26 protein-coding genes are annotated in these 25,160 nt (G+C 56.0%); 9 read left to right on the forward strand and 17 right to left on the reverse strand.

What is annotated here, in order from left to right; all coding sequences use genetic code 11:
- Positions 1-18: 18 nt before the first annotated feature.
- Genes L362_RS17040 through eptA form a run of 3 tightly spaced genes read right to left on the reverse strand, consistent with a single transcriptional unit; the run spans position 19 to position 3,437 of the window.
- On the reverse strand, positions 19-1,116 hold the full coding sequence (locus tag L362_RS17040) for an alkene reductase (protein ID WP_008500590.1): 1,098 nt from the start codon (positions 1,114-1,116) through the stop codon (positions 19-21).
- Positions 1,117-1,170: 54 nt separating this feature from the next.
- Positions 1,171-1,770, reverse strand: coding sequence for a TetR/AcrR family transcriptional regulator (locus tag L362_RS17035; RefSeq protein WP_008500589.1), 600 nt, complete (start codon positions 1,768-1,770; stop codon positions 1,171-1,173).
- Positions 1,771-1,811: 41 nt separating this feature from the next.
- On the reverse strand, positions 1,812-3,437 hold the full coding sequence (gene eptA / locus L362_RS17030) for a phosphoethanolamine transferase EptA (RefSeq protein ID WP_023343970.1): 1,626 nt from the start codon (positions 3,435-3,437) through the stop codon (positions 1,812-1,814).
- A 149-nt stretch (positions 3,438-3,586) separates the two neighbouring features.
- Here eptA and L362_RS0122870 point away from each other — a divergent pair, with 149 nt between their 5' ends.
- From L362_RS0122870 to sodC, 3 genes are all read left to right on the forward strand, one after another.
- Positions 3,587-3,826: a DUF1289 domain-containing protein gene (locus tag L362_RS0122870; RefSeq protein WP_008500587.1), complete on the forward strand. Its 240-nt coding sequence runs from the start codon at positions 3,587-3,589 to the stop codon at positions 3,824-3,826.
- A gap of 48 nt (positions 3,827-3,874) precedes the next feature.
- The gene (locus L362_RS17025; protein ID WP_021241132.1) at positions 3,875-4,771 is read left to right on the forward strand and encodes an aldo/keto reductase; all 897 of its coding nucleotides are present in this window, start codon (positions 3,875-3,877) and stop codon (positions 4,769-4,771) included.
- Positions 4,772-4,851: 80 nt separating this feature from the next.
- On the forward strand, positions 4,852-5,370 hold the full coding sequence (gene sodC, locus L362_RS17020) for a superoxide dismutase [Cu-Zn] SodC (RefSeq protein ID WP_023343972.1): 519 nt from the start codon (positions 4,852-4,854) through the stop codon (positions 5,368-5,370).
- Here the strand turns inward: sodC and L362_RS17015 are convergent.
- From L362_RS17015 to L362_RS17005, 3 genes are read right to left on the reverse strand one after another with little or no spacing between them, the layout of a single operon-like run.
- The gene (locus L362_RS17015) at positions 5,349-7,382 is read right to left on the reverse strand and encodes an FUSC family protein (protein ID WP_023343973.1); all 2,034 of its coding nucleotides are present in this window, start codon (positions 7,380-7,382) and stop codon (positions 5,349-5,351) included. The genes sodC and L362_RS17015 overlap by 22 nt on opposite strands.
- Positions 7,382-8,242 (reverse strand): efflux RND transporter periplasmic adaptor subunit, encoded by an 861-nt coding sequence (locus L362_RS17010; RefSeq protein WP_023292627.1) that lies wholly within the window; start codon positions 8,240-8,242, stop codon positions 7,382-7,384. The genes L362_RS17015 and L362_RS17010 overlap by 1 nt, the downstream gene beginning before the upstream one ends.
- 2 nt (positions 8,243-8,244) lie before the next feature.
- The gene (locus L362_RS17005) at positions 8,245-8,481 is read right to left on the reverse strand and encodes a DUF1656 domain-containing protein (protein ID WP_008500581.1); all 237 of its coding nucleotides are present in this window, start codon (positions 8,479-8,481) and stop codon (positions 8,245-8,247) included.
- A 186-nt stretch (positions 8,482-8,667) separates the two neighbouring features.
- Between L362_RS17005 and slyA the strand changes: the two genes are divergently transcribed.
- Positions 8,668-9,108 (forward strand): transcriptional regulator SlyA, encoded by a 441-nt coding sequence (gene slyA / locus L362_RS17000; RefSeq protein WP_021241135.1) that lies wholly within the window; start codon positions 8,668-8,670, stop codon positions 9,106-9,108.
- A 35-nt stretch (positions 9,109-9,143) separates the two neighbouring features.
- Here slyA and L362_RS16995 read toward each other — a convergent pair whose 3' ends face one another.
- The gene (locus L362_RS16995) at positions 9,144-10,505 is read right to left on the reverse strand and encodes a sensor domain-containing diguanylate cyclase (RefSeq protein WP_023343974.1); all 1,362 of its coding nucleotides are present in this window, start codon (positions 10,503-10,505) and stop codon (positions 9,144-9,146) included.
- 199 nt (positions 10,506-10,704) lie between these two features.
- Complete coding sequence (slyB, locus tag L362_RS16990; RefSeq protein WP_008500578.1) at positions 10,705-11,172, reverse strand: outer membrane lipoprotein SlyB; 468 nt, start codon at positions 11,170-11,172, stop codon at positions 10,705-10,707.
- A gap of 255 nt (positions 11,173-11,427) precedes the next feature.
- Here slyB and anmK point away from each other — a divergent pair, with 255 nt between their 5' ends.
- The 5 genes from anmK (at position 11,428) to pdxY (ending at position 16,010) form a co-directional block, all read left to right on the forward strand.
- Positions 11,428-12,552, forward strand: coding sequence for an anhydro-N-acetylmuramic acid kinase (gene anmK, locus L362_RS16985; RefSeq protein WP_023343975.1), 1,125 nt, complete (start codon positions 11,428-11,430; stop codon positions 12,550-12,552).
- An 87-nt stretch (positions 12,553-12,639) separates the two neighbouring features.
- Positions 12,640-12,969 carry a C-type lysozyme inhibitor gene (gene mliC, locus L362_RS16980; RefSeq protein ID WP_085930290.1) on the forward strand — a complete coding sequence of 110 codons (330 nt, stop codon included), beginning with the start codon at positions 12,640-12,642 and terminating at the stop codon, positions 12,967-12,969.
- Between the two features lie 57 nt (positions 12,970-13,026).
- The gene (gene pdxH, locus L362_RS16975; RefSeq protein ID WP_008500575.1) at positions 13,027-13,683 is read left to right on the forward strand and encodes a pyridoxamine 5'-phosphate oxidase; all 657 of its coding nucleotides are present in this window, start codon (positions 13,027-13,029) and stop codon (positions 13,681-13,683) included.
- Between the two features lie 125 nt (positions 13,684-13,808).
- Positions 13,809-15,083 carry a tyrosine--tRNA ligase gene (tyrS, locus tag L362_RS16970; RefSeq protein ID WP_008500574.1) on the forward strand — a complete coding sequence of 425 codons (1,275 nt, stop codon included), beginning with the start codon at positions 13,809-13,811 and terminating at the stop codon, positions 15,081-15,083.
- Between the two features lie 66 nt (positions 15,084-15,149).
- Positions 15,150-16,010 (forward strand): pyridoxal kinase PdxY, encoded by an 861-nt coding sequence (gene pdxY / locus L362_RS16965; RefSeq protein ID WP_023343976.1) that lies wholly within the window; start codon positions 15,150-15,152, stop codon positions 16,008-16,010.
- A gap of 90 nt (positions 16,011-16,100) precedes the next feature.
- Here the strand turns inward: pdxY and gstA are convergent, their stop codons facing one another.
- The 9 genes from gstA to rsxA form a co-directional block, all read right to left on the reverse strand.
- A complete protein-coding gene (gstA, locus tag L362_RS16960; protein WP_008500572.1) occupies positions 16,101-16,706 on the reverse strand; it encodes a glutathione transferase GstA in 606 nt (201 codons plus the stop codon).
- A gap of 105 nt (positions 16,707-16,811) precedes the next feature.
- Complete coding sequence (gene dtpA / locus L362_RS16955) at positions 16,812-18,320, reverse strand: dipeptide/tripeptide permease DtpA (RefSeq protein WP_008500571.1); 1,509 nt, start codon at positions 18,318-18,320, stop codon at positions 16,812-16,814.
- Positions 18,321-18,912: 592 nt separating this feature from the next.
- A complete protein-coding gene (gene nth / locus L362_RS16950) occupies positions 18,913-19,548 on the reverse strand; it encodes an endonuclease III (protein ID WP_008500570.1) in 636 nt (211 codons plus the stop codon).
- Positions 19,545-20,231 carry an electron transport complex subunit E gene (locus tag L362_RS16945; RefSeq protein WP_023343977.1) on the reverse strand — a complete coding sequence of 229 codons (687 nt, stop codon included), beginning with the start codon at positions 20,229-20,231 and terminating at the stop codon, positions 19,545-19,547. The genes nth and L362_RS16945 overlap by 4 nt, the downstream gene beginning before the upstream one ends.
- 2 nt (positions 20,232-20,233) lie before the next feature.
- Positions 20,234-20,854 carry an electron transport complex subunit RsxG gene (gene rsxG, locus L362_RS16940; protein WP_023343978.1) on the reverse strand — a complete coding sequence of 207 codons (621 nt, stop codon included), beginning with the start codon at positions 20,852-20,854 and terminating at the stop codon, positions 20,234-20,236.
- 10 nt (positions 20,855-20,864) lie between these two features.
- Positions 20,865-21,917 carry an electron transport complex subunit RsxD gene (gene rsxD / locus L362_RS16935; protein ID WP_023343979.1) on the reverse strand — a complete coding sequence of 351 codons (1,053 nt, stop codon included), beginning with the start codon at positions 21,915-21,917 and terminating at the stop codon, positions 20,865-20,867.
- Positions 21,918-23,939, reverse strand: coding sequence for an electron transport complex subunit RsxC (gene rsxC / locus L362_RS16930; RefSeq protein ID WP_023343980.1), 2,022 nt, complete (start codon positions 23,937-23,939; stop codon positions 21,918-21,920).
- Positions 23,932-24,510 carry an electron transport complex subunit RsxB gene (rsxB, locus tag L362_RS16925; protein WP_008500565.1) on the reverse strand — a complete coding sequence of 193 codons (579 nt, stop codon included), beginning with the start codon at positions 24,508-24,510 and terminating at the stop codon, positions 23,932-23,934. The genes rsxC and rsxB overlap by 8 nt, the downstream gene beginning before the upstream one ends.
- Complete coding sequence (gene rsxA, locus L362_RS16920; RefSeq protein WP_008500564.1) at positions 24,510-25,091, reverse strand: electron transport complex subunit RsxA; 582 nt, start codon at positions 25,089-25,091, stop codon at positions 24,510-24,512. Before rsxA ends, rsxB begins: the two co-directional genes overlap by 1 nt.
- Positions 25,092-25,160: the final 69 nt, after the last annotated feature.

A 25,160-nucleotide genomic window follows, 5' to 3' on the forward strand; every position in this document is an offset into this window, starting at 1 on the left:
CAATGAACAATGGCGAGATTACAGAGAAGGGTAGTCGGTGTAGCCTTCCGCGCCGCCGCCGTAGAAGCTTTCCGGACGCTGCGGGTTCAGCGCCGCTTTTTTCTGCAGACGGGCAACCAGATCCGGGTTGGCGATGTAGTCGCGGCCAAACGCGACGGCATCAATCAGCCCTTTGCCGATCAGGTCTTCGGCTTTCTCTGGGGTATAGGCGCCTGCACCGATGATCACGCCGTGGAAGCGCTCGCGCACTTTCTGGCGGAAGGCTTCAGTGTAAGGCTTACCGCCAGCCCAGTCAGGCTCGGACATGTGCAGATAGGCAATACCGCGCTTGGCCAGCTCTTCAATCAGATAAAGCGCGTCCGCTTCCTCGTTCGGGCCGTTGTCGACGTTCTGGAAAGACCCGATTGGGGAGACGCGGATCCCGATACGGTCCGGGCTCCACTCCTTGCATACCGCATCCACCACTTCCAGCACCAGACGGGCGCGGTTTTCGACGCTGCCGCCGTACTGATCGGTGCGGTGGTTTGACGACGGTGACAGGAACTGGTGCAGCAGATAGCCATGCGCGGAGTGCAGTTCAATCAGGTCAAAGCCGGCTTCACGGGCGTTGGCCACGGCCTGACGGAAGTCGTTAACAATCCCCGGGATTTCGTCCAGCTCCAGCGCGCGCGGCATAGAGGTATCCACGCGGATCGCGTTACCGTTTTCATCGCGCAGGGACGTACGGGTATTGGCGCTCAGGGCCGACGCGGAGACCGGTGCCTGACCGCCAGGCTGGATGCTGCTGTGTGAGATACGACCGGTATGCCACAGCTGGACCGCAATACGACCCTCTTCAGCGTGAACGCCCGCGGTGATTTTCTGCCATGCCGCGATCTGTTCCGGGCTATGGAGGCCCGGCGCACCGGCGTAACCCTTCGCCTGAGCAGAGATCTGCGTGGCTTCGGTGATGATGAGGCCAGAGCTTGCGCGTTGACGGTAGTATTCGCCCATCAGCGGGGTGGGGATGTCACCCGGCTCAATGCTGCGCAGACGGGTCAGCGGAGCCATGAACACGCGGTTTGGCGCCGTGACGGCACCCACTTTCAATGGGGTAAACAGTTTTTCAGCTGACATAAAGACTCCTGAGTAGACCAGTCGACTAGTAATAAGGTAAATAAAAAGCGCCCGTTATACGCCAGGCGCAGTAATGCTGTTTTTCACATGTGCCAGAGCGCTTTCCAGCGGCACGGCACTGCGCGAAATTTTTGCCTGCAGATTGGCCCCTAACCACAGGGAATAGAGCACCTGAGACTGCATTAAGGGGTCGCCGGTAAAGGCCAGCGTTTTTTCGTCGCGGCCTTTTTCCAGCGCCTGGGCCAGCAGGGCGATCACGCCGCGGGCACCCTTATCCATCGCCGAGCGCATATCTTCGGAAAGATCGCACACCTCGGCAGACAGCTTGACCGTCAGGCATCCGCTGATAATGCCCTGCTGACAGAACTGGTTCAGCGTTTCCTGATAGTAGTTCAGAACACGATCCCGATAGTTTCCTTCACCCGACGCAAAGTGGGTCGCCAGACGCTGGTGGTAGCCCGCGTAATGACGCTCCAGCATTGCCACGCCAAAGGCTTCTTTGGACCGGAAGTAGTGATAAAACGACCCCTTCGGTACCTCAGCGGTTTTTAATAACTCGCTCAACCCCATACCGGTAAACCCGCGATGCATGCAAAGACGCTCGCCGGTTGCCAGGAGATGTTCGCGGGTATCGTGTTCAGTATTTCTGCTCATGGCCGCACTCTAATAGACCGTTCGGTCTAATGCAAGCGAGTTTATTGCCGACATGCGTTCAGAATATCCAGCTGTTGTTGATAAACGTTTGATTTCACGTCCATCATACCCAGCACGGTCGAGAATAAATTGTCCTGGGAAACCGCATTTTTTGCAGCGTGGTCGCGTAAACACTGTTCATTGATGCCAAAGTTTTTCGCGTAGTCCGGTGACAGCCAGAACATAAACGGAATGTGCGTTTGCTGCTCCGGCGCCAGCATGTACGGCGTACCGTGCAGATAAATGCCGCTTTCACCCAGTGACTCACCGTGATCCGAGAGATAAATCAGGGCGGTGTTCATGCTTGCCTGGCGCGCTTTCAGGGCATCAATGGTTTTGCTGACCATGCTGTCGGTATACAGGATGGTGTTGTCATAGGTATTCATCAGCGCCTGATGGTCGCAATCCTGAATTTCATTGGTGTCACAGGTTGGGGTGAATTTACGGAAATTGTCCGGGTAACGGCGATAGTATGCCGGACCGTGGCTCCCCATCAGGTGGATAACCAGCACCGTGTCCTGCTTCAGACCATCCAGCACGTTGTCCAGACGGTAGAAATTCACATCATCAATACAGGATTTGTCTTTGCAGAACTGATCCAGATTCCACTGCGTCATATCGGTATGCGGCACGCGATCGCAGGCGCCTTTACAGCCGCCGTCGTTGTCGCGCCAGAGCAGGTTGATCCCCGCATGCTTGAGCACATCGAGCAGGCCTTCCTGATGGTGAGCCAGGTCGGCATCGTATTTGCTGCGCGTCATGCCCGAGAACATGCACGGAACGGAAACGGCGGTTTCGGTGCCGCATGAGGAGGCCTGCGGGAAGTTAATCACATCCTGCTTTTTCAGCTCCGGGTTCGTTTCACGATCGTAACCATTCAGGGAGTAGTTCGCCGCGCGAGAGGCTTCCCCAACGACCAGCACCAGAACGGTTTTCTTTTGCTGGCCGGAAATCAACGGTCCTTTATGGGCATCTTCGCCAATCCGCACCAGCGTTTGATCGCCGGCAAACCAGCGCATTTTGCTGTACTTCACCACGGCGCTGACATAGTTGGCCGGGGTCACCATTTTGACGATGCTTTTGTTGTTGCGAAACAGCGACGCGTAATCTTTATAAAACAGCGCCGCAATCAGGATAATCACCAGCAGGGCACCGAGCATCGCGGCGACGCGCGTCAGCAGGGCATACCACCATTTCCCGGTACGAATGCGGGTCAACGCCAGCACCACGGAGGGAACGAGGCCTGCGATAACAATCCACAGAATCATCTGCGGGGTCACCAGGGCTGTCGCTTCCTGAGAGTTGGTTTCGAACACGTTCACAATCATGTTCTGATCGATCACCGCGCCGTAGGTGTACATAAAGTAGGTAGCCGCGGCGCATCCGACCGTTAAGACGATCAGCAGCGGCTTACGGATATAGGGGATATTCAGCAGGCTAAAGACAATCACCCAGCCGCAAAACAGCACCAGCGGTACGGACGCGGCAAAGAGGATGTCGTGCAGGTGCGCAGGGGCAATAATGGCCCAGCTGCGCTGGATAAACAGCCCGTTGATTAGAGTAAAGAAGAGTGCACAGCCCAGAGTAAATTTAATATCGTTACATTGTAACTTTTTGATTAACCACATCGATCGGTAAACCTGTCATTGTCATGATGGGCCGAGTATAAAGAAGGAAGATTAGTGAAACCTTAATGCCACAAATCTGTGGTATGGGCCTTGCACGTGGCGCGTTTAGCGTCTTCACTGTAGGTGAGAGTGGTTATCCGGAGGTGAGTGTGGCAGAGCAGCTGGAGTTTTTCCCCATCCAGAGCCCGTGCCGTGGGATTTGTCAGGTGGATGAACGCGGATATTGCCGCGGGTGCATGCGTACCCGCGACGAGCGTTTTAACTGGCAAAACTTTAGCGACACGCAAAAGCAGGAGGTGTTACGCCTCTGCCGTCAGCGTCTTCTGCGCAAAATACGCGCAAACAAAGCCGGTGAGACCGAAGAACCCCAGCAACCTTCACTTTTTTAACACGGTAATTGCGTATACTCATGACATCACGTCCTTGAGGAAAATGTTATGGTTCAGCGAATTACCCTTGCCCCCCAGGGGCCAGAATTCTCCCGTTTTGTGATGGGCTACTGGCGCCTGATGGACTGGAATATGTCCCCCCTCCAGCTGGCGAGCTTTATTGAAGAGCATATCGATCTGGGCGTTACCACGGTCGACCATGCGGATATTTACGGTGGCTATCAGTGTGAAGCCGCATTCGGCGAGGCGCTCAAGCTGGTTCCGGCACTCCGCGACCGCATGGAGATCGTCACGAAGTGCGGGATTGCCACCACGGCAAAACCGGAACACGCCCTTGGGCATTACATCACCGACAGCGCGCATATCATCAAGAGCGCTGAGCAGTCTCTGGTCAACCTGGCGACCGACCGTATCGACCTGCTGTTAATCCACCGTCCGGACCCGCTCATGGATGCCGATGAGGTGGCAGAAGCCTTCCTGAACCTGCATCAGAGCGGCAAAGTGCGTCACTTTGGCGTTTCCAACTTTACCCCGGCGCAGTTTGCGCTGCTTCAGTCTCGTCTGCCGTTTACCCTGGCCACCAACCAGGTGGAGATCTCCCCGGTACACCAGCCGCTGCTGCTGGACGGTACGCTTGACCAGCTGCAGCAGCTGCGCATTCGCCCGATGGCCTGGTCATGCCTGGGAGGCGGACGCCTGTTCAATGATGATGAATTCCAGCCGCTGCGTAACGAGCTGGACACCATCGCCCGCGAGCTGAACGCGGAGAGCATCGAACAGGTGGTTTACGCCTGGATCCTGCGCCTGCCGTCAAAACCGCTGCCGATTATTGGTTCTGGCAAAATTGAACGCGTGCGTTCTGCACTGGCCGCTGAAGAGCTGCAGATGACCCGCCAGCAGTGGTTCCGCATCCGCAAGGCTGCGCTGGGTTACGACGTGCCATAAACCGCCAGAAGATGACTTTCCGGTGAAATCTTTGCCCCTGGTATACACTTAAGGGGCAAAAAATAACCAGCGGAGGTCATATGAAGCGTTTTGCTCTGGCAATGGTCGCGCTGGTTGTTTGCGCAGGGGCGCAGGCAGCCAGCGACGAAGTGGAAATGAATCTCGTCACCTCTCAGGGTGTGGGTCAGTCCATCGGTACGGTGAAAATCACGGAAACCGATAAAGGACTGGAGTTCGCTCCCAACCTCAAAGCACTCCCTCCCGGTGAGCATGGTTTTCATGTTCACGCCAAAGGAAGCTGTCAGCCCGCGTTAAAAGAGGGGAAAGCGTCGGCTGCGGAAGCGGCAGGCGGTCACCTTGACCCGCAGCACTCCGGTAAGCATGAGGGCCCCGAAGGCATGGGACATCTGGGCGATCTGCCCGTGCTGGTGGTCAATAACGACGGTAAAGCCACCGATCCCGTTGTCGCGCCGCGGCTTAAAAAGCTGGATGAGGTGAAAGGCAAAGCGCTGATGATCCACGTCGGCGGCGACAATATGTCCGATCAGCCTAAACCGCTTGGCGGCGGCGGGGCGCGTTATGCTTGCGGCGTGATCTGATCCCCAATCGTACCCGGCGGTGGTGCCTGTTCCAGCTGCGACAGCGAGCAGTGCAGCCGCCAGATTATCGAGGCCAAATCGCGGGCGGCGGGGAGATGATGTCGTGCAAGCGTATCGCAGATCCGCTGCAGTTCATTCAGCGTGGCTTCCAGCGGCCGCTGCTGGACCCCGCGTTCGCTCATGACATCACGCAGCAGGGAGATGCAAACGTCACGCACCTGCGACAGCGGGTCGGAACGCGTTTCCCACCCGCGAAGCTGCCAGACCACGTGCGAGCAGTTCAGCAGCACCACGCCCCAGCGCAGCAGCCAGCGCCGGGAAAGCGCGTCCTGGCTGTTATTGAGCTGGCTGACGTGATGATAAACCAGCGATTCATATTCACTCTCACGAAGATGCGGTTTGCGGCTGAGCTGGTCGACAAACCCCCGGCGTAACTCCCGGATATGCCTGCGGCTTTTGCGGGCATCGGAGCCGGGACGCAGCACCGCGAAGGCCAGCCACGCCAGCCCCACGCCGAGGATCTTTGCCAGGTTGTCATTGAGAAAATCGGCGTAATCGTACACCGGTGGATTCGTCACGGAGATAAACGAGCCCATAAAGACAATCAGCTGTCCCCAAAGGCCCGCCAGCTTCGGCATCTGCAGCTTGAGTAGCTGCATGGTGGTCAACAGCGGAAAGAGGAACAGCAGGAACTGCCAGAGATCGCTTATCTGCACCATCAGGCCAAACTTCACCACGAAACTGAACAGCGACAGCAGCACCAGGGTGCGCAGCAGGAGCGTCAGCGAGTTAAACGGCGAGGCCGCGACGGAGTAAAGCACGCAGCTGATGGCGGCGAGCGTCAGGGCCGCCGTACCGGACTCCCACTGCGTGGTGATACTCCACGCGCCCACCAGCATCAGCGCGCAAAAGGTACGAAAACCGCTCCACAGCGCTTCCAGGTAGTCAGTATGGCGGGCGAGAGCCGGGCTCCCGGGAACGTTGAACTCCGTGACCGGCGTGGCATTCTCAACCGCGTTAATCCAGCGGCTGCTGCGCAGGTAGAGTCGGCAAAAATAATTCAGACGCTGCCAGAAGGCGCGATGGCGATAATCATATTCATCCACCGGGGCGAGCGGGGCGATTATTCGCGCGACCGTGTAGATGTCTGCATCCGGGCGCGCAAGGGTCGCGAGCAGCGTTTCAATCACCGCGCGCGTGTTTTCCGGCGGCGTCGGCCAGTTGAGCAGCATCCGGCGCAGGCTGGAGATGGCGCTGGTCATGCGCAGCTGCTGGTGCAGTAAATAATTAAGCAGGGTGTTCTGACGGCGAAAGCGGTAGTGGCTCCAGAACGCCTGAATACGCAGCAGATTCATTGTCAGGATCTGTCCTATCACCTTTTCATGGGCGAGACGGATCTCATCGCTGGTATCCGGTTGCCACAGCAGGCTCGCGTGTTCAAGCAACCGGGTGTGCATGGTTTTAAGGGCGGTGATGAGTGCGCTGCCGTCGGAAGTGCTGGGGAGGATCATCATCATAAATCCGCCGCAGAGGATCCCGACAATCACTTCGCAGACGCGCGCCTGTGCAATATCCCACAGCTCGGTGGTATCGAGCACATTCACCACCGGGAAGGCAATAATGGCGGCGGTATAGCCCGCCAGCTGGAAAGCGTAGGCGACGTTGTTGGTGAAATGGGCGCAGGCCCAGGTACAGCATCCCAGCCATGCCGCCATGCTCAGCAGGAACAGCCATGGGTCGTTCAGCGTGTGGCCGGCGATAATTAACGCCGCCGTGGCACCCAGCAGGCTGCCGGCGATACGCCCAAGGCTTTTACTGATCACCCCACCAACGGTGGGAAAACTCACCACTGCGGCAGAAGTCATCGCCCAGTAGGGCTCATCCAGGTTCAGGTAATAGGCGACGGTCAGCGCCAGACACATGGCAATGCCGTTACGCAGCGCGTAGCGCCACTGAGGACGCGTCGCTTTCATCCACGGCGAGTTTTGCCAGGAGAGCGCCTGCAGCTTCATTAAGGGGTTCCGATGGAGACAGTGCAGGTGGTGCCGGATACCAGCGTGATGCCCTGCGGTAAATGGTCAAACTCCACGCGAACAGGCACGCGTTGAGCGAGACGCACCCAGGGGACGTTCGGCTTGATATCCGGCACTAGGCCGGAATCTGTTTCAACGCTTTGATCGTAAATGGCGCGACCAATGCTGGAGACGTGACCCTGTAACCTTTGCGAGCCGCTGTACAGCGTAATCGCTGCTGGCGATCCCTCGCGAATATGTCGAAGCTTGGTCTCTTCGAAGTAGCCCACTACGTAGAAGGAGTGGCTGTCGACCAGGGCGAAAACGGGCTGTCCCGTGGTGGCATAGTTACCCACGCGGGCGGAAAGGTTGGTCACCCATCCATCGACAGGGGCGGTAATCACGGTTTGGGTCAGCTCCCACTGCGCCTGCTTCAGCGTCGCCTCAGCCACGTTGACGCTCGCCTGCATCGCCTTAACGTTGAGGTTGGCGGTGTCTAAATCTTCCGCGGAGATGTAGTTTTGCGACAGGTGACGGCGGCGGTTGGCCTCGTTGTTGGCCTTTGCCAGATCAGACTGGGCTTTTGCCAGCTGCGCCTGGGCATTCAGAATCGCGATATGGTACGGCGTGTCGTCGATTCGGAATAAAACCTCTCCCTTTTTAACGTACTGGTTATCCTTAACCAGCAGCGACGTAATGCTTCCCGATACCTGCGGGGTAATGCTGACCTGCTCAGCGCGAATCTTACCGTCACGCGTCCAGGGAGACTGCATGTAATAATTCCAGAGCCACCATCCGGCGACCAGCGCAAGGACCAGAACAAACAGGGTGGAAAAGTACTTCAGCGTTTTCAGGGGCATAGTCACCACACGATCAGAACAGCAAGGCCCAGGCATACACAGAGGGCAAACAGGGAAAGATCCATCAGCATGGGATGCCAGATTTCGCCGGAATACATCCAGTCGCGAAGCAGGCGATGCGCGATGAGCCAGAGAATAAAGCCCACCAGCACGGCCTTAAACAGAGGGGGAAAGTAGACTGACGCACCGAAGATCAGGTCCTGGAGGGGTAAACCCTCTGAGCGATGAAAAAAGGTCACGAGCAGAGATCCTTTGCAGTGAACAGAATGCCGTGTTGGCTTGTCTGAGTATGAAGAAGCATCACAATTCAGTGTAAGTCATACTTTTGAGTTAGATGAATGCAGTATTGCATTTGTTTTGCCATTACAAATGCTGCACACTATTCTAAAATCAGTATAATAACTTAGCAAGCTAATTATAAGGAGATGAAATTGGAATCGCCATTAGGTTCTGATCTGGCAAGGTTGGTACGCGTCTGGCGTGCTCTGATTGACCATCGCCTGAAACCTCTGGAATTGACGCAGACGCATTGGGTCACGCTGCACAACATTCATCAGCTGCCGCCCGACCAGTCGCAAATTCAACTGGCAAAAGCGATAGGCATTGAGCAACCGTCACTGGTGCGCACGCTTGACCAGCTGGAAGAGAAGGGGCTGATCTCCCGACAAACCTGCGCCAGCGATCGTCGCGCCAAGCGGATAAAACTCACTGAGAAAGCGGCGCCTATCATTACTGAAATGGAAGCTGTGATTACCAAAACGCGCGGTGAAATCCTTTCAGGCGTTTCACCGGCGGAGCTGGAAATGCTCATTAGCCTCATTGCTCGCCTTGAGCAAAACATCCATGAGCTACAGTCTCGCGACTGATCAACACTAAGGCCTTGCAGCAGCAAGGCCTTTTTTTACTTAAAGACCACCACTCGATTACGGCCTGTCTCCTTCGCTTCATACATCGCCTTGTCGGCACTCTCCACGCACGCTTCTGCGGTCACGGACGATGACGTCGCCGTAAATACTCCCATGCTGATGGTAATCGGCTCAGGTAGCTGCCCTCCGCTGCTGGTTTTATCAAAGCTGCTTAGCTTCAACCGAATACGTTCCGCCACCTGGTGGGCTGCATCTGAAGAGGTGTTGGCCAGCATCAGCACAAACTCCTCACCGCCGATTCGAGCCGCGATGTCCTGCGGGCGTACGGAATCCATCAGCAGATTGGCGACAAACTGTAAGACTTTGTCTCCCTGAAGGTGGCCATAGTTATCGTTGATACGCTTGAAGCGGTCGAGATCGCTGACGATAACCGAAACTGGGCGGCTGGGTTTCGCCATGTCCAGCGCCTGGTTTAACGACTCATAAAAATAGCTGCGGTTATACAGGCGCGTAAGCGGATCGCGAATCGAATTTTGATATGACTGCTGATATTTTAAATGGGAATCACGGTACAGCATGAAAACGTCGTAGAGCAGTACAAAAATAATCATCAGCGTAGCGACGGTTTCAAATAGCCGGGCGCGATACCACGATATATCTTCAGCATGTCCGCCTACTAACAGCATAGCGAGCGTGACGATATAGCAAACGCACAGGAAATTTCCGCCTACCCAGAATAAATTGCGCACGCGCGTGACAAACATCAGCGTTACTAATGAAATCACCCAGAAGACAATTAAAGAAATATTTATGGATTGGCTCCAGAGCACCATAAACTGACGGGTTTCGTTATCAACCAGGTCAATGGATAAGAAGGGCGAGTGACTGGAATATATCCAGGCCAGTCCCACAACACAGGCGGTAAAGAGGAACGCCCCGCTCACAATTGAGATATGCGCCAACCGTGAAAAGGGGTAATCGCGCGTAGGATAGAGTATTGCCGCAACGATGAACAACACCGCCATTAAAAAGTGGCGGAACATAAAGTAGATCATCGCATCGTTGTAGTTCACGACGTTGAACTGATAGAGGTTCAGCCACGCTGGAAAGCTGGACAGCGTTCCGACCATCAACAGTGCCGAACCGGCAAAGGCAAAGGCGAACGCAATCAGATAGAGTCGCCGCTTATCACACCAGTATTTCATTGCCATAAAACAGGCAATAAACAGGTGAAACACGAGTAAAAAAATGGTGAGCGTAGGGAACAAAAGAGGCGAGAAGGTGGGAACCCATTCAACCACTTTTGAAAAGAGAGCTTGTAATATTCCGATGACGACAAGGCAACCGAAACAGAACGAGATATAACGACCTTTTAGACAACGACTATTCGCAAGCATATAAGTTTTTACAAAATGAGAAATACATCATGAAGAGGTAATTGCGAAGAGTCTAAGCAAGTAATGCAATAAATACTTTGCGCGGAGACAATATACGATGAGATTAAATATTTGTGTGGTGAATATATTTTGTAAAAATATTCGTATAAGTGATGTATATTGTAAATGGATGTGGCCCAATGGCCACATCCATTTTTAATTAACGTGGAGAAACGGTCACCTGGCTTCCGTTGCTTGCCAGCACAACGCGCTGACCTGCGGAGAAGCGTGTGCTGCCTTGTTTCTGAACAACCATAATGGTGCTGCCGTCGTCTTTACGAATTTCCAGCTCGACGCCCTGAGTTTTGTTCATCGCACCCTGAACACCCTGGCCTGCTACACCACCGGCCACTGCGCCTGCGGCTGTTGCCAGAGAACGGCCCGTACCGCCGCCGACGGTATTACCCAGGAAACCACCCAGAACGGCACCGCCGATGGCGCCCATCACGTTGTTTTCATCACCACCCTGAATCTGTACAGGGCGTGCGTTAACAACGGTACCGTAAGTCACGTTCTGAACCTGTTTCGCTTCAGAAGCGCTATAAACGTCGCCAGAAAGTGAACTGTCATTCACACAGCCAGCCAGAGTTAAACCAATCAGCGAAACGCCCAGTACACGTAAAATCATTTGAATCTCCTGTTCACCAAAAACGCCCGATGGGGGGCATCCGTTATGGCTAAATTATATGGCATAAGGGGCCATCGTTCATATCTTTGCACTAACAATAGGAAAATTGTACTTGAATTTGACTTAACGAGACATAAACAGGATCCGCCCACGCTACCCGTCTGACATTGTTAAAAAATATTATTGCCGGATGGCAAAGCGACGCCGTTTATGGTTGAGTGGATATCCTTAGCCCACGCAACGTAAGGAAAGCGCATGAAATCGGGTCGCTACATTGGTGTGATGTCAGGCACCAGTCTGGATGGGGTAGATGTCGTTCTGGCCGCCATTGATGAAAACATGGTGGCACAGCAGGCGAGCCTGACCTGGCCAATCCCCATTTCATTGAAAGAGGATATTCTCAGTATCTGTCAGGGGCAGCAGCTGACCCTTTCGCAGCTTGGACAGCTGGATGTCCGCCTGGGGGCGCTGTTTGCGGATGCGGTGCAGGCTTTGATGCAAAAAGAACATCTTCGTCCGCAGGATGTGGTGGCCATCGGGTGTCACGGACAAACGGTCTGGCATGAACCCATCGGCGATGCCCCGCACACCCTGCAAATCGGCGATAACAACCAGATTGTGGCGAAGACGGGCGTCACGGTGGTCGGCGATTTCCGTCGTCGCGATATTGCTCTTGGCGGACAGGGCGCACCGCTGGTGCCCGCGTTTCATCAGGCACTACTGGCGCACCCTTCAGAACGGCGTATGGTGCTCAACATTGGTGGGATCGCCAATCTGTCGATGCTTATTCCGGGGCAGCCGGTCCGCGGCTACGATACCGGCCCGGGCAATATGTTAATGGATGCCTGGATCTGGCGTCAGTGCGGGCAACCGTATGATAAAAACGCGGAGTGGGCGAGTGAGGGGAAGGTGATTCTCCCGCTGCTGCAGTCCATGCTGAGCGATCCTTATTTTGCCTTACCGGCACCGAAAAGCACGGGGCGTGAATACTTCAACTTTGGCTGGCTTGAGCGCCAGCTGGCGTCATTCCCGGCGCTCGCGCCGCAGGATGTTCAGGCGACGCTTGCCGAGCTTACGGCCGTGTCGATTTCTGAACAGGTGCTGCTTAGCGGCGGATGTGAACGCCTGCTGGTGTGCGGCGGGGGAAGCCGTAACCCGCTGGTGATGGCGCGTCTTGCCGGGCTGCTGCCGGGTACCGAAGTGTCGACAACCGATGAGGCCGGCATCAGCGGGGATGATATGGAGGCGCTGGCCTTCGCCTGGCTTGCCTGGCGCACCGTTGCCGGGCTGCCGGGCAACTTGCCGTCGGTAACCGGCGCGCGCGAGGCGAGCGTTCTTGGGGCGATTTTCCCGGCAAATCCGCGTCATAATCAGAGTTAACTGAAATTCAGCGCGGCGCGTCGTCGTTAGAATGGAACGAAACAGGGGGGCAGCCATGCCCTCCAGGACCAGGATAGTCTTCGGAATATGCCCATGAAAAAACTTCTTCTTATTGCCGCCCCTTTGCTGCTGTCAGGATGCAGCGTCTACAACCAGCTCGTTGAGCGCATGCAGACCGATACCCTGGAGTATCGCTGCGACGAAAAACCGTTGACCGTGAAGCTGAACAATCCGCGCCAGGAAGCCAGTTTTGTTTACGACAATAAATTGCTGACGCTGAAGCAGGGCATTTCGGCCTCGGGCGCACGCTACACCGACGGTATCTATGTCTTCTGGTCGAAAGGCGACAGCGCCACGGTCTACAAACGCGACCGTATTGTGCTGAACAATTGCCAGCTCGAAAATCCGAAGCGTTGAGATTTTTACAGGGGCGGCGCACAATAGCGCCACCCACTCTCAATGTCAGCTAACGCCATGTCAGATAACGACGAACTGCAGCAAATTGCGCATCTGCGCCGTGAATACACCAAAGGCGGCCTGCGTCGCCAGGATCTTCCCGCTGAACCCCTCGTGCTTTTTGAACGCTGGCTGAAACAGGCCTGCGAAGCGAAACTTGCCGACCCAACGGCGATGGTTGTCGCAACGGTAGATGAAAACGGTCAACCGTATCAGCGTATCGTATTGCTCAAGCATTATGACGAGAAAGGGCTGGTGTTCTATACCAACCTTGGCAGCCGCAAAGCGCACCATCTGGAAAACAATCCGCGTATCAGCCTGCTGTTCCCGTGGCACATGCTGGAACGTCAGGTGATGGTGACCGGCAAAGCGGAACGTCTCTCGACGCTGGAAGTGGTGAAGTATTTCCACAGTCGTCCGCGTGACAGCCAGATTGGCGCCTGGGTATCAAAACAGTCCAGCCGCATTTCCGCCCGCGGCGTGTTGGAAAGTAAATTCCTCGAGCTGAAGCAGAAGTTCCAGCAGGGTGAAATCCCGCTGCCGAGCTTCTGGGGTGGTTTCCGCATCCCGATTGAGCAAATCGAATTCTGGCAGGGGGGCGAACATCGCCTGCACGACCGCTTTTTATACCAGCGCGAGAATGGCGGCTGGAAAATCGACAGACTGGCGCCGTAATCCCCGAAATTTGTTGATTTAAGCGCTAGCGCACACCGCGCTTGCGCTTTATTCTATGGTCCTTTCGCATCAGGCGAAAAGTCGTGTACCGGCAAAGGTGCAGTCGTTTATACATGGAGAATTTGATGGCAAGCAGTAACTTGATTAAACAATTGCAAGAGCGGGGCCTCGTGGCCCAGGTGACGGACGAGGAAGCGTTAGCAGAGCGACTGGCGCAAGGCCCGATCGCGCTCTATTGCGGCTTCGATCCCACCGCTGACAGCTTGCATTTGGGGCATCTTGTTCCATTGTTATGCCTGAAACGCTTCCAGATGGCGGGCCATAAGCCTGTTGCCCTGGTGGGCGGCGCGACCGGTCTGATTGGTGACCCAAGCTTTAAAGCCGCTGAGCGTAAACTGAACACCGAAGATACCGTGCAGGAGTGGGTGGATAAGATCCGCAAACAGGTTGCACCGTTCCTCGACTTCAACTGTGGCGATAACGCCGCGATTGCCGCGAACAACTACGACTGGTTTGGCAGCATGAACGTGCTGACCTTCCTGCGCGACATCGGCAAGCACTTCTCTGTTAACCAGATGATTAACAAAGAGGCCGTGAAGCAGCGTCTGAACCGTGACGACCAGGGTATCTCCTTTACCGAGTTCTCCTACAACCTGCTGCAGGGGTATGACTTTGCCTGCCTGAACAAGCTGCACGGTGTTTCCCTGCAGATTGGCGGTTCTGACCAGTGGGGTAATATCACCTCCGGTATCGACCTGACCCGTCGCCTGCACCAGAATCAGGTCTTTGGTCTGACCGTTCCGCTGATTACCAAAGCTGACGGTACCAAATTTGGTAAAACCGAAGGCGGCGCGGTATGGCTCGATCCGAAGAAAACCAGCCCGTACAAATTCTACCAGTTCTGGATCAACACGGCGGATGCCGATGTTTATCGCTTCCTGAAGTTCTTCACCTTTATGGATATTGAAGACATCAATGCGCTGGAAGAAGAAGACAAGAACAGCGGTAAAGCGCCACGCGCGCAGTACGTGCTGGCAGATGAAGTGACCAAACTGGTTCACGGTGAAGAAGGTCTGGCCGCGGCAAAACGCATTACTGCAAGCCTGTTCAACGGTACCCTGAGCGATCTGAGCGAAGCGGACTTCGAACAGCTGGCGCAGGACGGCGTGCCAATGGTTGAGATGGAGAAAGGGGCTGACCTGATGCAGGCGCTGGTGGATTCTGAGCTGCAGCCTTCCCGCGGTCAGGCGCGTAAAACCATCGCCTCAAACGCGATCACCATCAACGGTGAAAAGCAGGCTGACCCGGAATACACCTTTGTTGATGGCGACCGTCTGTATGGCCGCTACACCCTGCTGCGTCGCGGTAAGAAAAACTACTGCCTTGTCTGCTGGAAATAATTAACAGTCTCGAGGGGCGTGGGAAACCACGCCCCTTTTGTTTTTTCAGGGTTTGGTAAGCACAAAATGAAGAACATCCTCGCCATTCAGTCCCACGTTGTTTTTGGACATGCTGGCAACAGCGCTGCGGAATTCCCGATGCGCCGCCTCGGCGTCAACGTCTGGCCCCTCAATACCGTTCAGTTCTCTAACCACACGCAGTATGGCAAATGGGCCGGCTGCGTGATGCCGCCTTCGCACCTCACCGAGGTGGTGCAGGGCATTGCCGATATCGGCCAGCTCAAGCGCTGTGACGCCGTATTGAGCGGTTATCTTGGTTCAGCGGAACAGGGGGAGCATATCCTCGGCATCGTGCGTCAGGTAAAGGCTGCCAACCCGTCGGCAAAATACTTCTGCGACCCCGTCATGGGCCATCCGGAAAAAGGCTGTATCGTGGCGCCAGGCGTGGCAGAATTCCACGTCCGGCACGCGCTGCCCGCCAGCGATATCATTGCGCCAAACCTGGTCGAACTGGAAATTCTCTGCGAGCATCCGGTTAACAGCGTAGAAGAGGCCGTAAGCGCGTCACGCGAGCTGATCGCGCAGGGGCCTGAGGTTGTGCTGGTAAAACACCTCGCGCGCGCAGGGCTAAGCCAGGATCGCTTTGAGATGCTGCTGGTGACGAAGGATGATGCCTGGCATATCAGCCGTCCGCTGGTGGATTTTGGCCCGCGTCAGCCGGTGGGCGTGGGCGATGTGACCAGCGGGCTGCTGCTGGTGAAACTGCTTCAGGGTGCAACGGTGAGGGACGCGCTGGAGCACGTTACGGCAGCGGTGTACGAAATTATGATTGCGACGAAAGAGATGCAGGAATATGAACTGCAGGTGGTCGCGGCACAGGATCGTATCGCGAAGCCGGAGCACTATTTCAGCGCAACCCAGCTTTAAACGATGCCCGGCGGCGCTGCGCTGGCACGGGTCTACGGAATTCGTAGGCCGGGTAAGCGTCAGCGCCACCCGGCAACACAGTCTGCTCGGTTAATTCAACCCTTCCGCTTTCAGCGCTGCAGCCACCGCAGGACGTTCAGCCACGCGTTTCATATACGATGCAATGTGGTCTAACCCTTCCAGATTCAGCTTAACCGCACGTGCCCAGCGCAGCACGGTGAACAGGTACGCATCAGCGATCGTGAAGCGCGAGCCGCCAATCCACTGTTCGTCTTTCAGCGATTCGTTAACGTACTGCAGCTTTTTCTCCAGCAGGGCGCGCAGGGTCGGCTTAAACTCTTCCGGCGTATCCGGGCGGAACAGCGGCGTAAAGCCTTTGTGCAGCTCGGTGGCAATGTAGTTCAGCCATTCCAGCGTTTTATAGCGAGAAATGGTACTGACCGGGGCCAGCAGCTGGCGATCGGGCACGCTATCGGCCAGGAACTGCATAATCGCCACGCCTTCGGTCAGCAGGGTACCGTCATCCAGCAGGAGCGCCGGAACCTGTCCTTTCGGGTTAATGGCAAGAAAATCATCGCCGTTTTCCAGACGTTTTTTCATCAGATCAACGCCATCCAGCGTGAAATCTTTGCCGCTCTCGCGCAGGGTGATATGGGAAGCAAGAGAGCACGCGCCCGGTTTGTAGAACAGTTTCATCGGTAACTCCTTTTCGCTGAGGTTTCAGCTATGTTAGTGCGCAAACGGATAAAAAAAAAGCCGCTAATCAATTAGCGGCTTCTGGTCAGTCGTTTCTCACGGATTTCACGCAGTAGCGGTTTTGGTCGCCTTAGCGGTCTTGTCGTCGTCCTGAGTCATGCGATTCAGTTTCGGTGCGGTCAGCAGCATCAGAGCGGCAATAACGGCAGTCGCGATACCAATCTGCATGAACACGGTACCGTAGACGTTCAGGGAAACCAGTGGGTCAGTGACGTTTTCCGGCACGGCCATCAGGTTCGCAATCTTACCGGCGATAATTGCTGCACCGGCAGTGGTCAGGAACCAGCTACCCATAATGAAGCCCATCAGACGCTGCGGAACCAGCTGTGCAACCATTGCCAGACCCAGACCAGAGATCATCAGTTCGCCGATAGACTGCAGCGCGTAGCTCAGGATCAGCCAGTTAACGGATACGATACCGGCGTCGGTAGCAAATTTGGTACCCAGCGGCAGCACCAGGAACGCGCCGGAGCACAGCACCATACCGATAGCAAACTTGTGCGGCATTGGCAGACGGTCGCCCATCTTGTTATAGATCGCGGCCAGAATCGGGCTACCAATCATGATCCAGAACGGGTTCAGTGCCTGATACTGCTCCGGTTCGAACGCGATGCCCAGAATAGAGTGCTCAACGTTACGAATGGCAAAGAAGTTAAGAGAGGTTGGCATCTGGCTGTACAGCACGAAGAAGATAATCGCTTCCAGCATCAGAATGAAGGCCACGATCATCTTACGACGGGCAGCACCCTGCATAGCGAATGCTTCTTTCGCGAAGATAACCACGATACCCAGCGCCACAACGCCCAGAACGGCACGTGCGATACCCTGGTTGTGCAGCAGCCAGGTAGCGATGGCCGCCAGGACCACAACGCCTACGATGGTCGCCAGCAGTTTGCCCATATGCACAGGCTCGAAGTCTGGTTTTGAACCGTAGTTTTTAACCCAGCTGCGGCAGAACAGGAAGTTCACCACGGTGATCAGCATACCGACGAAGCTCAGTGCAAACGCCACGCTCCAGCCGAATTTTGCTGCGAGCCATGGGGTTGCCAGCATCGAGAAGAACGAACCGATGTTGATGGACATGTAGTACATGGTAAATGCACCGTCCAGACGCGGGTCATCTTTGCTGTAGCAGGTAGAGAGCAGGGAAGACGGGTTCGCTTTGAACAGACCGTTACCCACAGCGATCGTGGCCATGCCCATATACACGACAGCGGCATCATGCCCTGACCATGCTACCAGTCCATAGCCAATCGCCAGAACAATGGCGCCCAGCATGATGACACGTTTAGTTCCGAGGACTTTATCGCCCAGCCAGCCGCCGATAGCGACCAGACCGTACACCAGAGCACTGAAGGAGGAGAACAGCGTGATGGAATCGGCTTCGGACATACCCAGCTGTTTTACCAGGTAAACCGCCATGATCCCTTGCAGGCCGTAGTAACCAAAACGCTCCCATAACTCGATAGAGAAGATGAGATAGAACGCTTTAGGTTGTTTAAAAGCGTTCAGACTCACGCTTTCATCTGTTGGTTTATTGTTTGCAGTCGACACATATACCTCTTTTTTTACATCCCATATTAACGGGGGTGTTCATAGCGTGATGGCCGTAGTCCATACGCCTTATAGTTATATTGGGAGGAGAAACGGCGGGTAATGTTCACTATCCTGCCCCATCTGGCAATACGTTTGTAATAATCTGTTACATATATCCTGAGTGGTATAATCGTCGGTTCATGCAAATGTTATTCAGCGTTAAATTTCATACGCTGAGTAAAGGTAGTTTTTTCGACTGGTAATCACCGGTCAGTACGGGCTGTTGGCGATATGTTCTGCTATTTGCCGCTTGTGGTAGTGATATAGCCCATATTCTGAAAAATAGCTGGTCTTATCGTCGGCAAAGAAAGAGGAGTGTCTTGTCAGATAAAGGGTTTAGGTCGATTTTGACAACAAAAATACAACATGAAGTTATCAGGGTGATCGCGATCACAGATGTATAGAAATTTTCGGCTATGAAAAAACTATTAACCTGTTTCAGCGTTAAAGAGCCGAATAAGTGACAGGTGAGGCGAAACGAAAGGCGGACAAATAACGGTCAAAAGAAGAGCGTTTGAAAGCCCTTCTTTAATCAGGGGATTGAGATGCCTCAGGGATATACTTTTTCTTTGTATTCGCAGAGATCTTCAATAATGCAGGAGCCGCAGCGAGGCTTACGGGCAATACACGTGTAACGACCGTGCAGAATCAGCCAGTGATGGCAATCAACCTTAAATTCTGCCGGAACCACTTTCAGCAGCTTCTCTTCGACCTGCTCGACATTTTTCCCCGGCGCGAAGTTGGTCCGGTTAGAGACGCGAAATATATGCGTATCTACGGCGATAGTGGGCCAGCCAAACGCGGTATTGAGTACTACGTTCGCCGTTTTACGACCCACGCCCGGCAAGGCTTCCAGCGCAGCGCGGTCTTCCGGCACTTCGCCTCCGTGCTGCTCCAGCAGAATTCGGCAGGTCTTGATGACGTTCTCGGCTTTGCTGTTAAACAGGCCGATGGTTTTGATATAGGACTTCACGCCTTCCACGCCCAGCTCCAGCATGGCCTTCGGCGTATTGGCGACCGGATAGAGCAGGGCGGTGGCTTTATTGACGCTCACGTCGGTAGCCTGTGCAGAGAGCAACACGGCGATCAGCAGCTCAAACGGGGAGGTAAAATTCAGCTCCGTCGTCGGGTGCGGGTTCTCGTCCCGCAGACGGGTCAGGATCGCAATGCGCTTTTCTTTATTCATGAGGCCTTCTCGGGTGTCCCTTCCAGAACGCTGCGCTGAGCCGCGCGGCGCTTACGTTTCTCATCAATCAGGTATTTTATCGCCAGCATCATGCCAAGGCCAATAAACGCACCGGGCGGCAGCATCGCCAGCAGGAATGGCGTATCGGTGTGGAACACTTCAATGCGCAGCGCTTTGGCCCAGCCGCCCAGCAGCGCATCAGCGCCGTCAAACAGCGTACCGTTGCCGAGGATCTCGCGCAGCGAGCCCAGCACGAACATGGCGCAGGTGGCACCCATGCCAATAGAAAAACCGTCCAGCGCCGACATAGCCGGACTGTTTTTCACCGCAAAGGCTTCCGCACGCCCGACCACGATACAGTTGGTGACGATAAGGGGAATGAAGATCCCGAGCGACTGGTACAGACCAAACGCATAGGCGTTAATCAGCATCTGAACAATACTGACCACCGACGCAATGATCATGACGTAAATAGGAATACGAATTTCCGACGGCGTCCAGCGGCGCAGGGCAGAGATGGAGAGGTTGGTCAGGGTCAATACCAGCGTGGTTGCCAGACCCAGACCGAGCGCGTTGGTGGCGGTGGATGTCACCGCCAGCAGTGGGCACATGCCCAGAAGCTGAACCAGCGCGGAGTTGTTTTTCCACAACCCCTGGACAATAACCTCTTTAACCTGGCTCATGATTACTCCTCACAGGCCGGAAGATTGTTGATTTGCGCGGGCAGCGTTTCAGCGTACAGCCCGGCTCGTTTTACGGCATTCACCACCGCACGTGGGGTGATGGTCGCCCCGGTGAACTGGTCGAACTCGCCGCCATCTTTCTTCACCGCAAACGCGGTATCACCTTCGCCATGGATCACTTTACCGGCAAAGTGCAAAATCCAGTCGCTCAGACGGGTTTCAATTTTATCGCCAAGACCCGGCGTTTCATGGTGTTCCGTCACGCGGGTGCCCAGTATGGTGCCGGAGAAATCACTGCCCACGAGGAGCTGAATGGCACCGGAATAGCCGTCAGGCGCCGTCGCTTCCATCACCGCGCCGACCGGTTTATCCCCTTTTCGGGCAATAAAGAGGCGGTGCGGGCCTTTCCCAAGCTGCGGCGCGTCTACCATAAAGCAGCTTTTTTGCAGGTCGTTATCGTAGAATTCCGCCGGGATCACCTGATCGAACAGCGCCTTTTGCTGCTTCGAGGCCTGCTCTTCGATGGTCGTTTTGGTCAGCGCATTTACCAGCGCCGTCAGCCCTGTCAGGACCGCGGCGAAGACAGCCAGCGTGACGCCGTGTTTTTGCATCGTTTTGATCATGGCGAGACCCTTAGCGATGGCCGTACACGCGCGGACGCGTGTAATAGTCGATGAGCGGAACGGTAATGTTGGCAAGCAGGACGGCAAAAGCCACGCCGTCCGGGTACCCGCCAAAGCTGCGGATGAGCCAGACCAGCAGGCCTGCCAGCGCGCCGAAGATCAGGCGCCCGCGGTTAGTCGTTGAGGCCGTCACCGGATCCGTCAGGATAAAGAAGGCACCCAGCATGGTCGCCCCGGAGAGCAGGTGCAGCTGCGGGCTGGCCAGTGATTCAGGAGAGAATACCCAACCCAGCGTGGCGCAGACCGCCAGCGTCACGAGGAAGCTGACCGGAATATGCCAGCGGATGGCTTTCTGCTGCAGCAGGAACAGGCCGCCCAGCAGATACGCCAGGTTGACCCACTGCCAGCCGGCACCCGCCAGTACGCCGCTGTAAATGGCGGATTTCATGATCTGCTCAACGCTGTGTCCGGCATGCAGGGACGTTTTAAAGGTATCAAGCGGCGTCGCCTGGCTGATCCCGTCCACGCCCATGCGCAGCGCGTTCATATCGGCACCGAGCGCCGTATGGCCGGTAAAGATCACGTGCAGAGCATCCATGAAGCCCGGAACCGTGGCCGCAATCTCGTGCGGTGGCAGCCAGCTGGTCATCTGTGCCGGGAAGGAGATCAGCAGCACCACGTAGCCAATCATCGCCGGGTTAAACGGGTTATGGCCCAGTCCACCATACAGCTGTTTGGCAATGATCACCGCAAACACGGTGCCGAGGACCACCATCCACCATGGAGCAAACGGCGGGATACTGATCGCCAGCAGCAGCCCGGTCAGCAGCGCGGAGTTATCGGCCAGAATGCGGGAGACCGCCGCCTTGCGCAGCTTAAGGACAAGGGCTTCCGCCGCTAAGGCGCTGGCACAGCCCAGGATTATCTGGAACAGGGTTCCCCAGCCGAAAAACCAGCACTGAACGGCAATGCCCGGCAGCGCCGCCAGGCAGACCAGCATCATAATGCGCGATGTCTGGCGCTGATTGTGGGTGTAAGGGGAGCTTGCGATTCTGAAAACCATTTAATCCTCGTTAACTGCTTGCTGTGCGGCTTTCTTTGCCTGAACGCGCGCAATGGCGGCGGCGACGGCGGCTTTGCGCGGGTCATCGTTGGCGGCCTGCGGTTGTTCATCCTGCTGCGCTGCTTTGCGGGCTTTAGCGCGGGCAATCGCCGCTTCGACGGCGGCTTTACGCGGATCGACCGGCGCGTCGGGTTCTGCGGTTGGCGTCTGCTGCGCCGCTTTGCGGGCTTTGGCACGGGCAATCGCTGCCTCAACGGCCGCTTTGCGAGGGTCGACCGCTTCCTGCTCAACCACCACGCTTTGCTCACCGGCTTTGCGGGCTTTAGCGCGGGCTATCGCCGCCTCAACGGCGGCTTTACGCGGGTCGATCTCCGTCTCTGCCTGGACCGTTTGCGCTTTTTCAGCCTGACGGGCGCGAGCCTGAGCTTTACGCGCTTCACGCGCCGCAATGGCTTCGCTGTTGTCCGGCTTCTCGCCAGCCGGGATCACCACAGGCTGCGCCGCGGTCGCTTTTTTCTCGCGAACGCGAGCCAGTGCGGCATTAATCGCATCCTGATCTTTCTCGCCGGGCTGAACGGCGGCCTGCTTATGGCGCTCCTGACGGGCGATTTTTTCACGTTCCAGTCGCGCCTGGCGCGCTTCAAAGCGTGCCTTGGCTTCCGCCGCGCGTTTTTCTTCCATGGAGATGGCATAAATTTCCGCCTTCTCCTGGCGGAAATACTGCACCAGAGGAATGTTGCTAGGGCAGACCCAGGCGCAGGCGCCGCATTCGATGCAGTCGGCCAGGTTATGGGCTGTCGCCTTGTCGTGCAGTTGGCCTTTGCTGTACCAGTACAGCTGCTGTGGGAGCAGATCCGCCGGGCAGGCGTCGGCACAGGCGCTGCAGCGAATACAGCCTTTTTCTTCCTGCTCTTCACCCATCTCGGTCGGGGAAGGGGCGAGCAGGCAGTTGGTGATTTTGACTACCGGCACATCGAGCCACGGCAGGGTAAAGCCCATCAGCGGGCCGCCCATGATCACCATCTGGTCGCTGGCCGGGCAAAACTCAGCCTGCTCCAGCAGGTGACGCACCGGCGTACCCAGACGCGCCCAGACGTTGCCCGGACGAGAGACCGCTTCCCCGGTCAGCGTTACCACGCGTTCGGTCAGCGGCTCGCCGTCGATCACCGCGCGCTTCACGGCGTACGCGGTCCCGACGTTCTGCATCAGCACGCCGATATCTGAAGAGCGTCCGCCGTGCGGAACCTGCTTGCCGGTGAGAATTTGCGTCAGCTGTTTAGCACCGCCAGAGGGGTATTTGGTCGGGATAACGCGCAGGCTAATATCGTGACTGCCCGCCAGCACGGCGCGCAGCATAGAGATAGCCTGCGGTTTATTGTCTTCGATACCGATCAGCACTTCCCGCGGCTGCAGAATGTGCGCGAGGATCCGGATGCCTTCCACCACCTGGGCGGCGCAGTCCTGCATCAGACGATCGTCGGCGGTGATGTACGGTTCGCATTCGGCGGCGTTGATAATCAGCGTCTGAATATTATCGCCACCGCCGCGCAGTTTGACGCCGGTCGGGAAGCCTGCGCCGCCGAGGCCGGCAACGCCGAACTGATGAATGCGCTCGATGAGCGCTTCGCGGCTATGGGAGCGGTAGTCGCTCCAGCCGTCACGGTCGATCCAGCGGTCTTCGCCGTCGGCTTCAATAATCACGCTCAGCTCTGAGAGCGCTGACGGATGCGGCACCGTATGAGGCGCGATGGCGACCACCTTACCGGAGGTGGGGGCGTGCACCGGCAGCATACGTCCGCGACCAAAGGTCAGCGGCTGACCGCGAAGAACCGTATCGCCTTCTTTCACGCACAGCTCACCCTCAGCGCCAATGTGCTGCTTGAGCGGCATGACGAAACGGGTCGCCAGCGGTATTTGACGCAGCGGCGTGCCGTTAGACTGGGTTTTCATCTCCGGTGGGTGAATACCCCCGTCAAAGTCCCAAATCTTCTCTTTTCTGAAAGCAGAAAATAACTTAAGCATGTTGTTCCACAGGAATATTGCGAACCGGAATGGTTTGAAGATCCCATTTCCAGCTTTCGGTAGTCGTTTCAACCGGGCGCAGCTCGATACATTGCGTCGGGCAGGGGGCTACGCAGAGGTTACAGCCGGTGCACAGGTCCGCCACTACGGTGTGCATGGCGCGCGTGGCGCCAACAATGGCGTCGACCGGACAGGCCTGAATACATTTGGTACAGCCGATGCAGTTCGCTTCGTCGATCACGGCCAGCGCGCGGACCGGCTCCTGCACGTCCGCGTCGCCATCAACCGGCTGCGGATCAACGTTAAGCAGGGCGGCAATTTTCAGCATGACTGCTTCGCCGCCGGGGGCGCAGCGGTTAATTTTTTCGCCCTGGATGCCTACCGCTTCAGCGTAAGGGCGGCAGCCCGGGTAGCCACACTGCCCGCACTGGCTTTGAGGCAGAAGCTCATCAATTTTCTCAACAACGGGATCGTCCTCTACCGCGAAACGGCGGGAGGCGTAACCCAGGATAAGGCCAAACACCAACCCCAGGACGCTGATAGAGGCGATGGCAATCCAGATAGCATTCATTACAACTTCACCAGACCACTAAAGCCCATAAAGGCCAGAGACATTAAACCGGCGGTGACCAGCGCAATCGCGTTACCGCGGAAGGGCGCAGGAATATCCGCTGCTGCCAGGCGCTCGCGAATAGAGGCAAACAGTACCATGACCAGAGAGAAACCGACAGCTGCAGAAAAACCATACAGCGCCGATTGCATAAAGTTATGACCCAGGTTGATGTTCAGCAGCGCCACGCCGAGAACGGCGCAGTTAGTGGTGATCAGCGGCAGGAAGATGCCCAGCAGGCGATAGAGCGCCGGGCTGGTTTTGCGCACCACCATTTCGGTAAACTGCACCACCACCGCGATAACCAGAATAAAGGCCAGCGTACGGAGATAGGTTAACCCCAGCGGGATGAGGATCCAGGTATCAATCCACCACGCGCAGATGGACGCCAGCGTCATGACGAAGGTCGTCGCCAGCCCCATACCCATTGCCGTTTCCAGCTTTTTGGAAACGCCCATAAACGGGCACAGGCCAAGGAACTTCACCAGAACGAAGTTGTTAACCAGCACGGTGCCGACAAAGAGCAGTAAGTAATCGGTCATTATTTAGCCTGAAATAAAAAAGCCGCCTATTATCGGACAAACCCAGGCAGGCGACAACAGGTTATCTGT

Origin of the sequence: Enterobacter sp. MGH 16 (genome assembly GCF_000493175.1) — a bacterium.
GTDB classification, from domain to species: domain Bacteria; phylum Pseudomonadota; class Gammaproteobacteria; order Enterobacterales; family Enterobacteriaceae; genus Enterobacter; species Enterobacter roggenkampii.